A 16,881-nucleotide genomic window follows, 5' to 3' on the forward strand; every position below is an offset into this window, starting at 1 on the left:
CTCTTTCTTCATAATCTATAAAAAAAGCCCCTTCGTCTGTTGACGAAGGGACGCTTTTATACGCGGTACCACCCTACTTATAGGATTCTATCACTCAAAGCCTTAACGCGGCGGACGACCCGTAGGGTTCTAAGGAAGGTGATGCGACTTCTACTGTAATGGCACGTCTCAGCTGCTGTACCTCTCTGTGAATAGGGAGCAAAAGTCTTCGGCTTCTATTTCTCGATGAAATTTGTAATTGTCATGTCCTTTAGACGGCTCACGATGTCTTTTTGCAGGCCGTAAATGGTGCGGTGAAAAATGCAGCCTTTAATTTCTTCGGAATCAAAGCGGTTGCAATAAGGATCATTGGCGTGCATGCATCGATTTAATTCGATGGGGCCGTCAATGGCTAAGATAATATCATACAACGAAATGGTTTCGGCCGGACGATTCAGGCTATAGCCGCCTTTCGCGCCGCGGCGTGACTTGGTCAGCCCACCTATGTTCAGCTTTCGCAAGATACGCAAAGTAAATCTGGAAGGTACGCCCATAGCCTCGGCAATCGTCGGTGCGCCGACAACTTGGCCTTCATTTGCCGCTAAATAGGCGATAATTCGAAAGGCGTAGTCAATTTCCTGTGTCAGCTTCACAATGTCACATCCTCCTTTATTTGTCAGGTACGATATTATACCATGTTTATATTTTTCGGTAAAGCGTAAAAGCCATCGTGCTCCCGATTAAATAATTTTACCAAGGTGCTGTTTCGATCTAAAACCACATCGTCAAGGCGGAGTCGGGCGCCTTTTTTTACGGGACGGGCCAGTTTCGTCTCGCCGACGATGAGCCCGATGGGCAGCAGCTTTTCTTCGTAGGCCGTTTCGCCTTCCACCAAGGTGCCGTAGCAGGTGTCGGATCCAATGCCTTCAATGGCATCGCCGGCTTCCATGTCTTTTTTTGCGACGGCCACGGTGTGGGCCACATAGCCGACCTCCGGTGCGATGGTGGGTTCATTATACATAACAGCTTTTGCTATTGTCAAAGGGGTTTCGATATTTGTCAGGTGATAGGGCCGATAAAAAATGTAATTGGGCCCGTCGCCCATGGATAAATAAGGCATTTCCCGACGGATCATGGGTTCGTCGCTTTCCACGGATACGAAGACGCCGGGGGCGATGCCGTGCACGAAATTAACCGTGCCGGTGCGGTTCATCTCCCCGCCGAGATCTTTTGTGCGAAGCTTTCGGCTCAATTCATCGATGGTGGCGTGCATGCCCACGCAGCCGCCTTCATCGGGCAAAAGCCCCGTGGCATTACATACGGCATTGAGCTCGATCATGGTGTTGGTGGCATCGACAAAGGAGGTGAGCATGCGGGGGCTGATTCCCTTTTTCTCCGCCTCGTCTTTTAACGTCGCCGGCGTGGCCTCCACATTCATGGGATTATTTTTTCCCTTTCCTGCGGCGACGACGCGAAAACCTAAAAAGGTCGCAAAGTTATACAGTTCCATAATGGCGCCGGGCTCATCTCCGGCCGTGCCTGTGTAGCAAAGGCCTTTTTCCTTCGCCTTTTTCAAAAAGTAGGGCCCGAGGAGCACGTCGCATTCCACATTAAAGCTGATAATGTGTTTGCCCGCGTTCAGTCCGTTTTCATTGATGCAGGCGCCGGCTTCCGTGTTGCCGGTGCAGTCGCAAATGGCATCGACCTCATTTAGTCGCCATGCCAGGGAATTGTCTGTGGTTAAAACCATCTTCCCTTCATTGACTAGACCCTCCGCCTCGTTTGCATCGGCGGTAAATGTGTATCCGTCGTCCTTTAAGCCCACATCTTTCGCCTTGGCCAAAAGGCCTTCTTCTCTTCTGGACGACCAGAGGATGACGTCTATATTATGAATTGTTTTTAATTGTGCAACCAATCCCGATCCCATTAAGCCGGCGCCGACGACGGCGATGCGAATGGGACCGCGTTTAGACAAATCTTCTTGTAGTTTCATATTTGTCCTCCCATCATTCTTTAGAATTATAGCATACATTTTCCGTGTCTGTGGCACGAGGTGGCCACCGGCTTGTAATCTTAACGCTATTTTTGATTTTTACCGCCTGCTTCGGGTATGAATCATTGGAATAGGAGTGAATTTATGAACAGAAATTATACATTAATCGAAAAGCGAGCCATCGACGAATTACACGGCGAGGTTTCTCTTTTAAAACACAATCAGACGGGGGCGGAAGTCCTCCTAATCGACAATAAAAACCACAACAAAACTTTCTCCATCGGCTTTAAAACGCCGCCGGAAGATTCCACCGGCGTCGCTCACATTGTGGAACACTCCACCTTGTCCGGATCGAGAAAATACAAGACCAAGGAGCCGTTTATGGACATGGTGGCATCCAGTGTGCAGACTTTTTTAAACGCCATGACCTATCCGGACAAGACCCTCTACCCCATTAGCTCCCGCAACGACAAGGATTTCAACCAGCTCATGGACGTGTATTTGGACGCGGTCTTTTACCCGGCCATGAAGGACAATCCGAAGATCTTTTACCAAGAAGGTTGGCATCCGGAGATTCAAGACGATCGTCTCGTGGCAAACGGCGTGGTCTTTAACGAAATGAAGGGCGTCTACTCCGATCCCAACAATCGCATCAGCGACATGATTCGCGAAAAGCTCCACCCGACGGGCACCTATTCCCACGATTCCGGCGGCAATCCGAAAAATATTCCCGAGCTCACCTACGAGGATTTTTTGACTTTCCACGGACGCTACTACCACCCGTCCAACAGCTACATTCTTCTCGCCGGCGACTTGGATTTCGACGAGCGCTTGGATTATTTAGACAAAAACTATTTAAGCCACTTCGATTACAAGGACCCCGCCTCGGCCATTGTCGGCCACGATTTCTACGACGGCCTCGCGGAATTTCACGAGACCTACGATTTAAGTGAAGGGGAAGATCCCGCGGGGAAAAATTACTTCGCCTTCGCCCTTACCGCCAAGGTGGATCCCGCGCCGGAAGATCTTCTTCTGCGCAATTTCTTCCAAGAGCTCTTCATCGAATCGGAAAACGGCCTGTTGAAAAAGCCGCTGCAGGCGGCGGGCATCGGCGAAGATGTGTACTCGGAGCTTTCCGCCACCAACACCTGGGATTTTTCCGTGGTGGCCTACCGCGCCGATGAACATCGCTTCGAAGAATTTAAATCCATCGTCACGGACACCTTCACCCGCTACGCCGAGGAAGGCATCGACGAAGATGTCCTTGAAGCGACCCTTGAAAAATTTGAATTTACCGTGCGCCGCGGCGGCGGCAGCCACGCCGATCTAATTTCCTACATCGGCGCCTTAAACACCTGGCTCTACGGCCAAAGCCCCTTGGACGGTTTGGAACTCTTGCCCCTTTTGAAAAAGCTCCGTGAAAAAATCGGCACGACCTACTACCAAGAAAAGATCCGGGAATTTTTCCTCGAGCCCACCCACCGCATCTTTATGAATGTGGCACCGGAGATCGGCAAACAGAAAAAAGAAGAGGCGGCACTCGCCGAAAAACAACGGGCGAAACTTGCGGCCCTTTCCGAATCGGAGAGAAAAGACATCGAAACCTTAGTCGAGGACCTGAGGGCGTACCAAATGGCGCCGGATTCTGCCGAAGCCAAGGCCACCATTCCGAAATTGGATCTAAAGGATTTAGGCGAGGGCATTACGAAAATTCCACGGACCGTCACGGAGATCGAGAAGGTGACCCTGACGGAAAATCCGCTGAATACCAACGGCATCGTCTACACAAATCTGGCCTTCGACATGGGCCATTTGTCGGAAGACGAATTGGCCTACGCCTCTCTCTTAGGGGAAGTCTTGACGAAAGTGGCCACAGAAAATTACGACGAGGCGGCGCTGGAAACGGAAATTTTCCTCTCCGGCGGCGGCTTCACCTTCGATACGCCGGTGGAAGAAACCGACGACGGATATAAGCCCTACTTCTTTATCTCCACCGGTGCCCTACCGCGGCAGCTTCAAAGAGGCTACGCCGTCTTGGATGAAATCCTTACGAAGAGCCGCTTAACCGACGCCAACAGGCTCAAGACCATTTTAGAGGGGCTCAAGGCGGACATCGCCAACACCCTCTTGCAATCGGGCCACCTCATCGTCTCCAATCGCGTGCGCACCCACTTCAGTGAGGGTGCCTATGTGGATGACATCATGAACGGTCTGGCCTTCTTCGACTTCGTCTGCGATTTGGTGGATGAAAAAGATTACGCCGCCGCCGGGAAAAAGCTCGAAGACGTGGCGAAAAAGCTCTTTGCAAAAGATCGCCTCACCGCCAATCTCATCGCCGAGAAAGAGGATTTGAAAGCGGCGGAAGAGGCCATCGCGCCTTTCCTGCGATCCTTCAAACACCTCGGCGCGAAAGACTACACCGTGGCCTTTAAACCGGAAAAGGTGCGAGAAGCCTTTACTCTAAATTCCCAAGTCAACTACATTGCCAAGGGCGGCAATTTTAAGGCCCTAAATAAAGCCTACACCGGCGATATGGCCGTCCTTGCCAATGTCATCAGCAATCTCTATTTGCACCGGGAAATCCGCGCCAAGGGCGGCGCCTACGGTGCCGGCATTCGCATTGCAAAAAGCGGCAATGTGGCCACCTACTCCTATCGCGATCCCCATGTAAAAGAAACCATTCAAGCCTACGACACCATCGGCGATTTCCTCCGCGCCCTGGAGCTTTCCGACAGAGACTTGGCGGACATGATCATCGGCGTCATGAACACCTTCGATCCCCACATGGCCCCCGCCGCCTACGGCATCTTGGACTTTAAGCGGTTCTTAAACGGCACCGGCGTCGAATCCCTTGAGGCCCTTCGCCGTGAGGCCCTGGCCACCACCGTGGAAGCCTTAAGGGGCTACGGCGATATGCTGGACGCCTTAATGGCGGAAGAGCAAATGGTCGCCATGGGCTCCGAAGCCGCACTGAAAGAAGCCGATGCCTTCGATCGCTACGAAAGTTTAAATCGATAAAGAAATCCCCCCCGAGGGGATTTTTTTATGCCCGCAAACAAAAAAGCACTCGGTTGCCCGAATGCTTTTGCTTTACTTTTCTTCGTTTAAGGCCTCGGAGGCTTCGTGGGAAAGATCGTCTTTCTCGATGCGCTCGCCGGTTCCCAAGGGATCGTCGGTGAGGCTGCCGCCGTTAAACAGGGTTTCGAATTCCTTGCCGCTAATGGTTTCTCGATCCAAAAGGGCGTCGGAAACCCGAAGCAAGGTATCCATATTTTCTTTCAAAAGGCCCTTCGCCTTGTTGTAGGCATCCCCTACAAAGCGGCGCATTTCTTCGTCGATTTCGGCGGCCACTTCTTCGGAATAATCCTTGGTGTGACTCATGTCCCTCGCGACGAAAACTGAATCGGAATCGCTGCCGTAGGTTAAGGTGCCGATCTTTTCGCTCATGCCGTAGGTGGTGACCATTTCACGGGCGAGCTTCGTGGCCCGCTCGATGTCGTTGGAGGCGCCGGTGGAAATGTCGCCGAGGACCAAATCTTCCGCCACCCGTCCCCCTAAGAGGCTCACCAATTCATTTTGCATTTCCGTTTTTGTGGTGAAGTGCATAATGTCGTCGTCGGGCAAAAAGGCCGTAAAGCCGCCGGCACGCCCGCGGGGAATGATGGTGATCATGTGCACCGAATCGTAGCCCGGGAGCATTCTGGAAACCACGGCGTGGCCCGCTTCGTGTACCGCCGTCAGCTTGCGCTCTTTTTCTTTAATGACGGCGCTGGTCTTTTCGGGACCGGCCACCACTTTAATGCTGGCTTCGTTGACGATGTCCATGGGGATCTTTCTTAGATTCGCCCGAGCCGCCAAAAGGGCCGACTCGTTCATGAGATTTTCCAGATCCGCCGGGGTGAAGCCCGCCGTACGCTTAGCCACCACGGTCATGTCCACGTCCTCAGCCAAAGGCTTTTTCTTGCCGTGGAGCTCTAAAATTTCTTTTCGCGCCCGCACGTCGGGAAGGCCCACGTAAATTTGGCGGTCAAAACGGCCGGGACGCAAGAGGGCCGGGTCCAAAATGTCGGCGCGGTTGGTGGCTGCCATGACGATGACCCCTTCATTGGTGCCGAAGCCGTCCATTTCCACGAGCAATTGATTCAGCGTCTGTTCGCGCTCGTCGTGGCCGCCGCCGAGACCCGCGCCCCGTCTGCGCCCTACGGCGTCGATTTCGTCGATAAAAATAATACAGGGGGCGTTGTTTTTTGCCGTCTCAAAAAGATCCCGCACGCGGCTTGCGCCGACGCCCACATACATTTCCACAAAGTCGGAACCGCTCATAATGTAAAACGGCACTTTCGCTTCGCCTGCCACGGATTTGGAGAGATAGGTCTTCCCCGTACCCGGCGGGCCGACGAGGAGTACCCCTTTGGGAATCCTGGCGCCCATGGAGACGAATTTATTGGGGTTTCTCAGAAAATCCACGATTTCCGAGAGCTCTTCCTTTTCTTCTTTCAGCCCCGCCACATCTTTAAAGGTGATCTTTTTCGTTTCGTCGTCTTCCATAACCCGGGCCTTGCTCTTGCCGAAATTCATCATGCGGCCGCCGGCGCCCTGTTGGGAGCGCATAAAGCTAAAGAATAAATAGCCCATAAACAACATGACCACAAAGGTGGGCAGGAAGCTGGCGATGGTAGGCCCTTGGGGATTCACCGGCGTGGAGGACAGAGCGATTTCGCCCTTTTCCACGGGCCCCTTCAGGTATTGATCGTAAAAAGAATCGCCGATGACCGGAGGAATATTCGCCCGGAAAACGTCTTTATTTTTCTTCGTAACCAGAGCTTCAGAACCTTTTAAGTCGATGGACTTGATCTGATCCTTTTGAATCATTTCCACAAGCTTCGTGTAACTGATCTCTTCCGTCGAACGTTGAGACGGATTCATAAAGTAGATGCCGAAAATCAGCATGCCGAGAAGCACGAGATAAAAGGCGACGCCGCTCCATTTTCTATTCAATAGTACAAACCTCCTCTGCTATCGTATCTGTCAGTATATCATAATTTGCCGAGTTATTTCTCATACACTTCCGGCTTTAATACGCCGACATAAGGAAGGTTTCTATATTTTTCGGCAAAATCGATGCCGTAGCCCACGACAAATTTATCCGCTACTTCGTAGCCGATATAGTCTACATTCACCGCCCGCTCCCTGCGAGACGGCTTGGTGAGCAAGGTGGCGATGGCGACTTTTTTTACGCCGCGGCTTTCCATTACTTTCGTTAAATAGCTCAGGGTGAGCCCCGTATCCACAATGTCTTCCACGATTAAAACGGATTTCCCTTCCACGGTGGTGGAAAGGTCTTTTAAAATCCGCACCTCGCCGCTGGAGGTGGTGGAAGTGCCGTAGCTTGAGACGTCCATAAAGTCGATTTCCATGGGCAAATCGATGGCTTGAATTAAATCCGCCATAAAGGCAAAAGCGCCCTTTAAAATGCCGATGACGATTAAATTTTCGCCGCGAAAATCTTCCGTTACGGCCTTGCCGATGCGCGCAACGGCTGCCATAATTTCTTCTTTCGATACCAATATTTCTGCTACATCTTGTTCAATGGAATCCACGCGAGTTTCTGCCATGATTTTTCCTCCTGCCTCTCGGCTTTTCTGAGTCCTACGACCCACACCACTTCGCCCGCCTCGGTAACGACGGGCCAGCGGTCGCGTCGTCTGCGTTCGATTTTTGCGTCGATAAATACATCTTTTACTTTCTTGCGGCCCACGTTCAGGCGAATCACATCGCCGGGGCGCCTGCTGCGAATCACCACGCCTGCGGGATCTTTGACATAAATAAAATCCTCTCCGTCGCCTAAATAGAAGCGGTGGCCCATAAACTCGGCCCTGCCGTCGACTAACTTAGCTTCCGCCTCGGTTTTGCTTTCTTCCTCGGGAATGAAAAAGGCGACGGTGCCGTAGCTTTTTTCCACGCGCAGGCCGGGAAGATCCAGCCCCTTGCCCGTCTGAGTATGTTCTAATTCGTCGATGGCGGCAATGTGCTCGTAGCTGATGTTTTTCACATGGCCCCTCACCTTTTCAATCCCCAGGCGAAAGGCGCGCCGCCTTAGGGCGTCGGGGGCGCGGAAGATCGCCTCATCGAAGAAGACGGATCCGTTATCTTCCCTTGCGAGGGCGGCGTAGAGCTTCGCCCCTTCCCCGGACAGATAGCTTTCATCCTCTTCCGCCATGGCCCGAAAAGAGGCCATGACCCGGTCAAAGGCGGGGTTAATGGCCTTCATCTCGGGCACGATTGAAAGCCGCAGGCGATTTCGCGAGTAGGTGGGCTCAAAATTCGTCTCGTCCAACACATAGGGAATGTTTTTTTCGGCGAGGGCCGATAAAATCGCCTCCTTGGTCATGGAAAGCAAGGGACGAAAGAGATCGCCTTCCAACACGTTCATGCCCGCCATGCCCTTTAGGCCCGTGCCTCGAATCAATCTCAGGAGCATGGTCTCCACCTGATCGTCCAAGTGGTGGGCCAAGGCGATGAGCCCGCCGGGGGCTTTGTGGCGACGGAAAAAATCGTAGCGCAATTCGCGCCCCGCCTCTTCCGTGCCTAATTTATTTTCTCGGGCGTAGGCGCCCACATCGGCCCGCTCAACGACAAGGGGCACGCCCCAACGCTTGCAAATGTCTTCCGTAAAGGCCATGTCCCTGTCCGCCGTCTCCCTCAGGCCGTGATGCAAATGGGCCGCCTTTAAATCAAAGGGGCAATGCTTTCGGTACTCTTTTAAAAGATAGAGCAGGTACATGGAATCCGGCCCGCCGGAGCACGCCGCGAGGACGTGGCTGTTTTCATGGATGATGCCCTTAAATAGATCTTCCACAAAGGCCTCCGTTCAAAAAAAGAGCGTCGCTCGGCGACGCATACTTTATCTTCTCTTGGTCTTACCCTGTCTTACATTTCGACGTTGCTTGGCGCTTTCAATCTTTTCATTGCTGACCTTCATGAATTTGCTCAACATGTCGTCGAAGCTGGACGCATCGGATTTATGGACTTCTCTGTTCAGTTGAACCGCCTGGGGAAGGGGCTTTTTTTGTTCCGATTTCGGTTGGGCCTGTTTCATGCTCAAGGCGATTTTTCCGCCGTCTTCGATGGTAAGCACCTTGACCTTAACCTTTTGCCCTTTGGACAAATGATCCGAGACTTCCTTGACGTATTCATCGGAAATTTCCGAAATATGTACCAGTCCGTTGTGATCCTCGTCGAGTTGTACGAATGCGCCGAATTTCACGATACCCGTGACCACGCCTTCTAATATAGCTCCTACTTCAATTGCCATAGATTACCTTGTGTCCTCCTCATTGATACTTTTCGTGCGATCTTTTTCCTTGTCCACATAAATAACTTCCCGGGGTTTTACCATGCCCAGATCTTCCCTGGCCACTTTTTCGGCAAATTCCATGCTGTCGCTGTTTCGAATGGACTGCCCCGTCGCTTTTATTTCTTTGGAACGGGCTTCAATTTTCTTTTGATTCTCCCGCATAATGGCTTCTTTTTGGCGCGTTTCTTTCCATGTATTGAAACTGACGGCAACGCAAAGGACGGCCACGGCGATGATCGCCCAACGGGCCGTTTGAACGGGAACTCTGTGAACTTTTCGAACCTTTGCCATGCACTCACCTCGATACTACTAGTATCGCACGTTTCGGCGATCTTTTCAATCGTCCGACAGGATTTCGTAGAGATCTTCGGCACCTTTTTTCTGAACATTGTCTTTGATGTCCAATACCCGCACCTTTTGGCTGCGGTTGCCGAACTGCACGGTGACGATGTCGCCGACGGCCACTTCGTCGCCTGCCTTGGCGGTCTTGTCGTTAATGCTGACGCGGCCGCCGTCACAGGCCTCCTTGGCTACGGTTCGTCTTTTAATGATTCGTGCGTTTTTTAAATACTTGTCGATGCGCATGCATTCTCCTTTAAAAAAAGGGCCCTTCAGGGCCCGTGGATTATTTATTGACCGATTCTTTTAATGCCTTACCTGCGCGGAAGACCGGAGCCTTCGATGCGGGAATCTTAATAACTTCTTCCGGATTTCTCGGGTTTCTGCCTTCGCGAGCTTTGCGATCGCGAACTTCGAAGGTACCGAAGCCGACTAATTGCACTTTGTCGCCTTCAGCCAAGCTTTCTTCGATGGTGGACAAGAAAGCGTTTAATGCGTTTTCAGCGTCTTTTTTGGATAAGTTGCTCTTTTCAGCGATATTGGAAATAAGTTCAGATTTGTTCATCATAGCCTCCTAAATATTTTTATGTTCGTCGCCTTCATCGGAAAGGGCGTCGGTGAGCCGACCAAGGGCCGTAGCCAAGGCGCTCTCCGCATCAATTCCAAGATGTTCGGCATCGATCAACAGTTTGATAAGTCCTTCGACGATTCGTCGGCTGTCTTCATCCATCCCATCCAAAACAGAGAAATGAAGGGCCTCTTTCGGCAAACGACTCAGGATTTTCTGCCCCCGCATGATGGCCGGCAGTCCCTCGTAATGACGAAGTTTCTCTGCCAAGCTTTGCTCGCCCCGCTCCTTCGATTTCATGGCTTCCCAATCACTCGCCCCGCCTTTAAAGACGTGGGGATGACGACGGATCATTTTTTCTACCAGAGCTTCAGACAAACTCGCCAACGTAAAAGTGCCTTCTTGCGCCGCCAATTCGGCGTGAAAAACAACTTGAAAAAGGACATCGCCAAGTTCTTCTTCCATGGCGAAGTCATCCTTACAATCGATGGCATAAGCCGCTTCGTACGCTTCTTCGATTAAATGGGCCTTCATGCTCTCGTGGGTTTGTTTCCCATCCCATGGGCAACCCTCCGGGCCGCGAAGCCGTCGAATCAATCGTATAACGTCTTTGACATCTTTGTACGCGTCGGTGGCGGGAATAAAGAGGCTGGTTTCGTAACCGTAGTCGTCGAAGCGATCCAGCATATACACGGGCCGCTTCTCGACAAAGGCCTTGTCTTCGTGCCCGGCGTGAGAGAGGACGAAAACCTCGTGCTCGTCGCCGTACAGCTCGGCCAGGGCCAACTTCAACTCCCCTGCGATCCGAAGATTATACACTTGGGTCACGATGGTGTCCACGTGCAAATCAAAATCCAGATCGGTGAAGTCGTCGCCGTTAATGATCTTCATGCCGTCGATGGGATCTTTCTTTACCGCCGCCAGTACCGGCTCGATAAAGCTTAATCCGTCGACGATGTCGATGCTCGGGTCCTCTTCGAGAAGATAGACCACCGTCTTTTCCGCGATTAAAGGATGACCGGGGACGAAATAACTGATATCTTCGGTCTTCGCCGCTTCTAAAAGATCGTCGGCGATGGCCCGATAGATGGCGTCGAAATCATCCAAGGTCTCGTACAGGTAATCATAACTTTTGTAAGGAATGTGATGGGAGTGAAAATACGCAACGGCATCGTGCGCTTCCGTCCTGAGAAATTTTTTCGACTCGTCGTGAATGGCCTCCAAAGCTTTTACCGTAAGGTCTTTTTCGTTGGTCGGACCGAGACCGACAATTCGTAACTTTCCCATGACGTCCCCCTTTTACCTTAGTTATTGTACTATTCACGGCGGCCTTTGTCTAGTTAAAAAAGGATTTTTTAGCCCAATGAAGCCATTTATACGGCTTTTCATCCTTTCCTTGTATCATTTGTAAAAAAACAGCCCGTCTCGCGACAAGCTGTTTCTTTTGATCGATGATTTACTTCTTTTCTTCTTTTGCTTTTTTTGCTTCGCCTTTGGCTTGGCTGTTTTGTGCCTTGGCTTCACCTTTGGCTTTATCTTTAGGCGCTTCGGCTTTTTTCACCGGTTCGACGGGAATGTCTTTCGCCGTGTTCACCGTGCGTTTAACCTTGGCTTTTTTCTCGAGCTTTTCGTTGTATGCCTTGAGTTTGTCACGAATGACCGCTTCTTTTAAGGCGTCTTTCGCGCCCTTGAAATCGCTGGTGATTTTTTCAAGCTTGATAATGTGGTAGCCGAATTGGGTCTTGACGGGATCGGAAATTTCGCCGGGTTTCATAGAGAAGACTTTTTCGTCAAATTCCTTCACCATTTGGCCCGGTGTGAATTGCCCCAGGGAACCGCCGTTTTGTCCGCTGCCTGTATCCAAGCTCTTTTCCTTGGCCAGTTTCGCAAAGTCGGCGCCGCCGTCCAATTCTTTTTTAATGGCTTCGGCTTCTTCTTTGGTCTTGACCAAAATGTGGCTGGCTTCGGCAGTTTTAAACTCGTCTTTGTGCTTGTCGTAGTAAGCCTTTAATTCTTCTTCCGTGGGTTCCAATTCCTTCAGCATTTTTTCTTGGTATTGTCGCATGAGGAGATTGGTCTTCATGTATTTTTTCATTTGATCCACGGTTAAGTCGTTTTCTTTCAGGGCGTCTTGCAATTTTTCTTCGCCGCCGTACATATCGACCATTTTCTTGTATTCGCCGTCGACATCTTTGTCCGTGATCTTAATGCCTTTTTCTTCGGCATCTTGTTTGTAGATTTCGAAGCGAACCAAATTGTCCAGGGTGTTTTGACGCATAATTTCGCCCATGGTTTGTTTGCCGTCAGGGCTCTTTTGCATGAGGAAACCGTCGCCGTATTGTGCCATGGCTTGTTTAGCCTGCATCTTGTATTCCCGTTCGTAATCTTCAATGGTAATGGGCTTGCCGTTTACCGTGGCGGCGACATCTTTTTTGCCGCAACCGGTTAAGAGAACCGTCGCTGCCAAGCAGACGACACCGATTTTTTTCAATGTAGTTTTAATAGTCATAAATATCCTTTCCTTACTTTTCAGATCTTCATACCATTATAACAAGGAACTAGCCTTTTCGTGTGTGCGATTTGTGTATTTTCATAAGATCCAGGACTTTTTCTACATCGTCCAGGGCATTTTTCTCCGCAGAAAGGCGAATGCTGTGTTCTGCAGCCATGGAAAAGACCAATCGCTTGCCGAAGACGCTGGTAAGTTCGTTTAAAAGAGACAGGTCCAGTTCGTAGCCTTTCACGAAGTGGAAGGTGTAGGTGTCGCCTTTTTGCTGAATGGTTTCCACATTGAGGGTGGAGGCCATGTGGCGGATCTTGGCGAGATGGATCAGTTGCAAGACGGCCTTGGGCGGCTCGCCAAAACGGTCGATGAGCTCGTCGATAACATCCCGCACGTCTTCCTCGTCGGCGATGACGGCGATTTTTCGATACATTTCCATGCGCTGGGATTCGTCTTTAATGTAGTGCTTGGGAATGTAGGAGTCGATTAACACGTCCATGGAGGTGTCCACTTCTTCCACATCTTCTTCGCCCTTTGCGCGGCGCACGGCCTGTTTCAAGAACTTAATGTAGAGGTCGTAGCCGATGGCGTTCATGTGGCCGTGTTGGCTTTCGCCTAAGATGTTTCCCGATCCGCGAATTTCCAAATCCCGCATGGCGATTTTGTAGCCACTGCCGAATTCCGTAAACTCGCGAATGGCGGCAAGGCGCTTTTCCGCCACTTCGGAAATGCTGGCATCCCGCTTGTAGGAAAAGTAGGCGTAGGCGATGCGATTGCTCCTGCCAATGCGGCCACGCAATTGGTAGAGCTGAGAAAGCCCCAGGCGATTGGCCTCCCACACGATCATGGTGTTGGCGTTGGAAACGTCCATGCCCGTTTCGATAATGGTGGAGCAAAGGAGCACGTCGATGTCCCGGTTGTAGAATTGGAGCATGGTGTTTTCCAGCTCCCGCTCGCCCATTTGCCCGTTGGCCATGGCGAAGCGGGCCTCGGGCACCAAGTCGCGTAAGTCGCCGAGCATTTTTTCCATGGAGCGCACCCGGTTGTAGACGAAGTAGATCTGCCCGCCTCGGTCCAGCTCCTTTAATATGGCTTCACGAATCATCATGGGATTGTATTCCACCACATAGGTTTGCACCGGGAAGCGCTCCCCGGGGGGCTCGTCGATAACGGACATGTCTCGAATGCCTGCGAGAGACATTTGCAGAGTTCTCGGAATGGGCGTCGCCGTCAAGGTGAGGGTGTCCACATTCTCTTTTAAAAGCTTCAGCCGCTCCTTGTGCCGCACGCCGAAGCGCTGCTCTTCGTCGATAATGAGAAGGCCCAGATCTTTAAACTTCACGTCTTTCGACAAGAGGCGATGGGTGCCCACCACAATGTCCACGGCGCCGATCCTGAGCCGCTCCAGGTCTTCTTCCTGTTCTTTTTTCGAGCGGAAGCGGGAGAGCAGGGCCAGATCCACGGGGAAATTGGCGAAGCGCTCCCGCATGGTGTTGTAGTGTTGCTGAGCGAGAATGGTGGTGGGCACGAGAAAGGCCACTTGCTTGCCGTCTAAGACCGCCTTAAAGGCCGCGCGAAGGGCCACTTCGGTCTTGCCGTAGCCCACGTCGGCGCAGAGCAGTCGGTCCATGGGCTTGGCCTCTTCCATGTCCTTTTTTATCTCTTCCGCCGCTTCCAATTGGCCCTCGGTTTCCTCGTATTGAAAGGCGGCTTCGAAATCCTTTTGCCAGGGCTGATCCTCGGTAAAGGCATAGCCCGCCACATCTTCCCGCTTGGCATAGAGGCGTATCAAATCCTCCGCCATTTCCTCCACGCTGCGCTTGGCTTTGGCCTTGGTGTTTTTCCACGTCTGGGTATTCAGCCGATTGATCTTCACCGGCGCATCGTCGGAGGCGATGTAGCGGTGAATCAAGGCCATTTGATCCATGGGCAAAAAGAGCTTGTCGCCCCCTTGGTAAAACAGACTGATGTAGTCCCGCCGTATGCCCTGCACTTCCAAATTGGTGGTTCCCATAAATTTTCCGATGCCGTGCATTTCGTGAACCACGTAATCGCCTACGGACAAGCTCCCCAGGTCGATGACGTCTTTTTTCTTTCGGCGCCGCTTTCTTTTTTTTGTTTCGCCGAAAATTTCCGTGGCATTTAAGAGGACGAAGCGGTCTTCTTCCATTTCAAAGCCGCCGTGCACGTGACCGGAATCAAATTGTATCACCCCGGGCATTAAGACATCCTTAAGGGCCACGGGTTCGAAACCCATGTCCCGCACCGTCTCTTCCAGGCGCCGGGTCTTCTCCTCGCTTCCCCCTAGGAGAACGACGGAATAGTCTCTCTCCAGGTAGCGCTTGATTTCTTCTTTAAAGTGGCGCATGCGGCCGCCGAAACTGGTGACGGTCTTCACATTGAAATTGGCGATGCGCTTAAGCTTCACCTTGGCAGGTGCCCGCACAATGTGGCTTGAATAAATGACATCCCGCGCAGCCATATCTCCCTCGATGGTGTCGTAGTCGATTTGGATGGCCAAATGGGATTTTAAAAGCTCCCCGGCCTCCGCCAAATCGCTTAGGGTGTCTACCAAAGACAGCTCCTGCTTCTCTGCCACTTCCCTCATGCGGCGAGGCTCGTCGACAAAGATGAGGGGCGTTTCGTTAAAGTAGTCCACGACCGAAGCCCGCGCATTTTCCGGAATATAGGGAAGCAGGAGATCCGTGTGCGACAAAAAACTGCGGTCTTTCAGCTTCTCCACAAAGGGCATGAATTTTTCTTCCGCCCGCTCTTGGGACACGCGGCTCAATTTTTTTATTTTCTTCAGATCTTTTTCCATGGCGGCGGCGATTTTATCCCGCAGGGTGTCGTCGAAAATCACATCGTGCACGGGAAAAATTTCCGCCACGTCCACATCTTCCACGGAGCGCTGGGTCTCGGGGTCGAAGCGGCGAATGGAATCCACTTCCACGTCGAAAAGCTCCACCCGATAGGGATAGTCTTGTGGCGCGAAAATATCGATGATGCCGCCACGTATGGAAAATTGGCCCATGCCTTCGACAAAATCCACCCGCTTGTAGCCCGATGCCAATAGCTTTTGGGTGAGGGCCTCGGTGTCCACCTCATCCCCCACTTCGAGAGAAAAGGCTGCCTTTTGTAAATAGGCGGGCTCAAGGAAAATGCCGCCCAGTGCTTCCGGCGTGGTGACCACCACCTTCGCGCGACCGTCTAGCATGGCCTGAAGGGTCTTCAACCTCGCGCTTAAAAGCTCGTTGCTTCCCGCATCTCGCTGGAAGAAAAACAGTTCCCGGGCCTGGAGTTGATAGACGCCTTCCTCAGCGTAATAAGACAAGTCCTCCGCCAATTTCTTTGCCCGGGCCAGGTCGTAGGTGACGAGGAGCACGGGGCGGGCCTGATCCTTAACGATCGTATCCACGGCAGGGGCGATGGCCGCCTCCGCCAGGCCGTAGCAGCCCATGGGGACGTCTCCCTCGCTCAGCCCTTCCAATACCTGTCGAAAGGCGGGGTTCTTTGAAAAAAGCTCATTGTAAATACGCGTCATTTTGCCTCCTAAAAAGCAGCCCCTTGGAGCTGCTTTCTACTTTCCGTTATAGATATTCATGGCGGCATCCGCGCCCTCTTTTATAAACAAAAGAATGGCGTCCTTCGCCTTGTCAATGGTGGCATCCATGATTTTTTCCTCCTCGCCGTGAAAGGTGCTGAGGACGAAATCGGCCAGATCCATATGAGGATTTTTCTTTCCCACGGCAATTTTCAGGCGGGGAAATTGATCCGACTGCACTTGGTAGATAATCGACTTCAGCCCGTTGTGGGTGCCGGCGCTGCCGGATTTTCTGAGGCGAATGGTGCCGAAGGCGATGTCGATATCGTCCACCAAAACGAGAACCTCTTCCGGCGGTATTTTAAAGTAATCCATGCAGGCTCTCACCGATTGGCCGGACTCGTTCATATAGGTGGTGGGCTTTAAAAGACGCACCTTCTTTCCAAAGGCGCGCCCTTCCCCGTAAAGGCCTTTAAATTTAATGGTGTTTACGGGAATATTTAAAGCGTCGGCAACGGCATCGATGGCCATAAAGCCCACATTGTGTCTGGTGTTTTTATAGCGATCTCCGGGATTTCCTAAACCGACGATAAGCATA

14 protein-coding genes are annotated in these 16,881 nt (G+C 51.8%); 1 reads left to right on the forward strand and 13 read right to left on the reverse strand.

Going from position 1 to position 16,881, the window contains the following annotated elements:
* Positions 1–215: 215 nt before the first annotated feature.
* Both KO087_RS01940 and KO087_RS01945 read right to left on the reverse strand, forming a co-directional pair.
* A complete protein-coding gene (locus KO087_RS01940; protein ID WP_215507162.1) occupies positions 216–632 on the reverse strand; it encodes an RrF2 family transcriptional regulator in 417 nt (138 codons plus the stop codon).
* A 35-nt stretch (positions 633–667) separates the two neighbouring features.
* Entirely contained in the window at positions 668–1,972 is a 1,305-nt protein-coding gene (locus KO087_RS01945; protein ID WP_215507164.1) for an NAD(P)H-dependent oxidoreductase, read from the reverse strand.
* Positions 1,973–2,116: 144 nt separating this feature from the next.
* Between KO087_RS01945 and KO087_RS01950 the strand changes: the two genes are divergently transcribed.
* Positions 2,117–4,990, forward strand: a complete 2,874-nt coding sequence (locus KO087_RS01950) for an insulinase family protein (RefSeq protein WP_215507166.1) — start codon at positions 2,117–2,119, stop codon at positions 4,988–4,990.
* Between the two features lie 72 nt (positions 4,991–5,062).
* Here KO087_RS01950 and ftsH read toward each other — a convergent pair whose 3' ends face one another.
* From ftsH to pth, 11 genes are all read right to left on the reverse strand, one after another.
* Positions 5,063–6,970: an ATP-dependent zinc metalloprotease FtsH gene (gene ftsH / locus KO087_RS01955; RefSeq protein WP_215507168.1), complete on the reverse strand. Its 1,908-nt coding sequence runs from the start codon at positions 6,968–6,970 to the stop codon at positions 5,063–5,065.
* Between the two features lie 53 nt (positions 6,971–7,023).
* A complete protein-coding gene (gene hpt, locus KO087_RS01960; RefSeq protein WP_215507170.1) occupies positions 7,024–7,587 on the reverse strand; it encodes a hypoxanthine phosphoribosyltransferase in 564 nt (187 codons plus the stop codon).
* A complete protein-coding gene (gene tilS, locus KO087_RS01965) occupies positions 7,548–8,831 on the reverse strand; it encodes a tRNA lysidine(34) synthetase TilS (RefSeq protein ID WP_215507172.1) in 1,284 nt (427 codons plus the stop codon). The genes hpt and tilS overlap by 40 nt, the downstream gene beginning before the upstream one ends.
* A 45-nt stretch (positions 8,832–8,876) precedes the next feature.
* A complete protein-coding gene (locus tag KO087_RS01970) occupies positions 8,877–9,287 on the reverse strand; it encodes a S1 RNA-binding domain-containing protein (RefSeq protein ID WP_215507174.1) in 411 nt (136 codons plus the stop codon).
* Positions 9,288–9,290: 3 nt separating this feature from the next.
* Entirely contained in the window at positions 9,291–9,620 is a 330-nt protein-coding gene (locus KO087_RS01975) for an FtsB family cell division protein (RefSeq protein WP_215507176.1), read from the reverse strand.
* Between the two features lie 45 nt (positions 9,621–9,665).
* Positions 9,666–9,914, reverse strand: coding sequence for an RNA-binding S4 domain-containing protein (locus KO087_RS01980; RefSeq protein WP_215507178.1), 249 nt, complete (start codon positions 9,912–9,914; stop codon positions 9,666–9,668).
* A gap of 40 nt (positions 9,915–9,954) precedes the next feature.
* Positions 9,955–10,233, reverse strand: coding sequence for an HU family DNA-binding protein (locus tag KO087_RS01985; RefSeq protein WP_148474261.1), 279 nt, complete (start codon positions 10,231–10,233; stop codon positions 9,955–9,957).
* Positions 10,234–10,242: 9 nt separating this feature from the next.
* Positions 10,243–11,523, reverse strand: coding sequence for a MazG nucleotide pyrophosphohydrolase domain-containing protein (locus KO087_RS01990; protein WP_215507180.1), 1,281 nt, complete (start codon positions 11,521–11,523; stop codon positions 10,243–10,245).
* A 169-nt stretch (positions 11,524–11,692) separates the two neighbouring features.
* A complete protein-coding gene (locus KO087_RS01995; RefSeq protein WP_215507182.1) occupies positions 11,693–12,745 on the reverse strand; it encodes a peptidylprolyl isomerase in 1,053 nt (350 codons plus the stop codon).
* 49 nt (positions 12,746–12,794) lie between these two features.
* Positions 12,795–16,283 (reverse strand): transcription-repair coupling factor, encoded by a 3,489-nt coding sequence (mfd, locus tag KO087_RS02000; RefSeq protein WP_215507184.1) that lies wholly within the window; start codon positions 16,281–16,283, stop codon positions 12,795–12,797.
* Positions 16,284–16,319: 36 nt separating this feature from the next.
* The gene (gene pth, locus KO087_RS02005; RefSeq protein WP_215507186.1) at positions 16,320–16,880 is read right to left on the reverse strand and encodes an aminoacyl-tRNA hydrolase; all 561 of its coding nucleotides are present in this window, start codon (positions 16,878–16,880) and stop codon (positions 16,320–16,322) included.
* Between the last annotated feature and the right edge of the window lies 1 nt (position 16,881).

It is taken from the genome of Peptoniphilus rachelemmaiella (assembly GCF_943169845.1).
In the GTDB taxonomy this organism is placed as follows: domain Bacteria; phylum Bacillota; class Clostridia; order Tissierellales; family Peptoniphilaceae; genus Aedoeadaptatus; species Aedoeadaptatus rachelemmaiella.

Excerpts from the sequence above, each read along its gene's own strand:
- KO087_RS01950 (WP_215507166.1), top strand. The coding sequence starts at position 2,117 with ATGAACAGAAATTATACATTAATCGAAAAGCGAGCCATCGACGAATTA.
- KO087_RS01975 (WP_215507176.1), bottom strand. The coding sequence starts at position 9,620 with ATGGCAAAGGTTCGAAAAGTTCACAGAGTTCCCGTTCAAACGGCCCGT.
- mfd (WP_215507184.1), bottom strand. The coding sequence starts at position 16,283 with ATGACGCGTATTTACAATGAGCTTTTTTCAAAGAACCCCGCCTTTCGA.
- KO087_RS01995 (WP_215507182.1), bottom strand. The coding sequence starts at position 12,745 with ATGACTATTAAAACTACATTGAAAAAAATCGGTGTCGTCTGCTTGGCA.
- KO087_RS01990 (WP_215507180.1), bottom strand. The coding sequence starts at position 11,523 with ATGGGAAAGTTACGAATTGTCGGTCTCGGTCCGACCAACGAAAAAGAC.
- KO087_RS01980 (WP_215507178.1), bottom strand. The coding sequence starts at position 9,914 with ATGCGCATCGACAAGTATTTAAAAAACGCACGAATCATTAAAAGACGA.
- KO087_RS01985 (WP_148474261.1), bottom strand. The coding sequence starts at position 10,233 with ATGAACAAATCTGAACTTATTTCCAATATCGCTGAAAAGAGCAACTTA.
- pth (WP_215507186.1), bottom strand. The coding sequence starts at position 16,880 with ATGCTTATCGTCGGTTTAGGAAATCCCGGAGATCGCTATAAAAACACC.
- KO087_RS01970 (WP_215507174.1), bottom strand. The coding sequence starts at position 9,287 with ATGGCAATTGAAGTAGGAGCTATATTAGAAGGCGTGGTCACGGGTATC.
- KO087_RS01945 (WP_215507164.1), bottom strand. The coding sequence starts at position 1,972 with ATGAAACTACAAGAAGATTTGTCTAAACGCGGTCCCATTCGCATCGCC.
- hpt (WP_215507170.1), bottom strand. The coding sequence starts at position 7,587 with ATGGCAGAAACTCGCGTGGATTCCATTGAACAAGATGTAGCAGAAATA.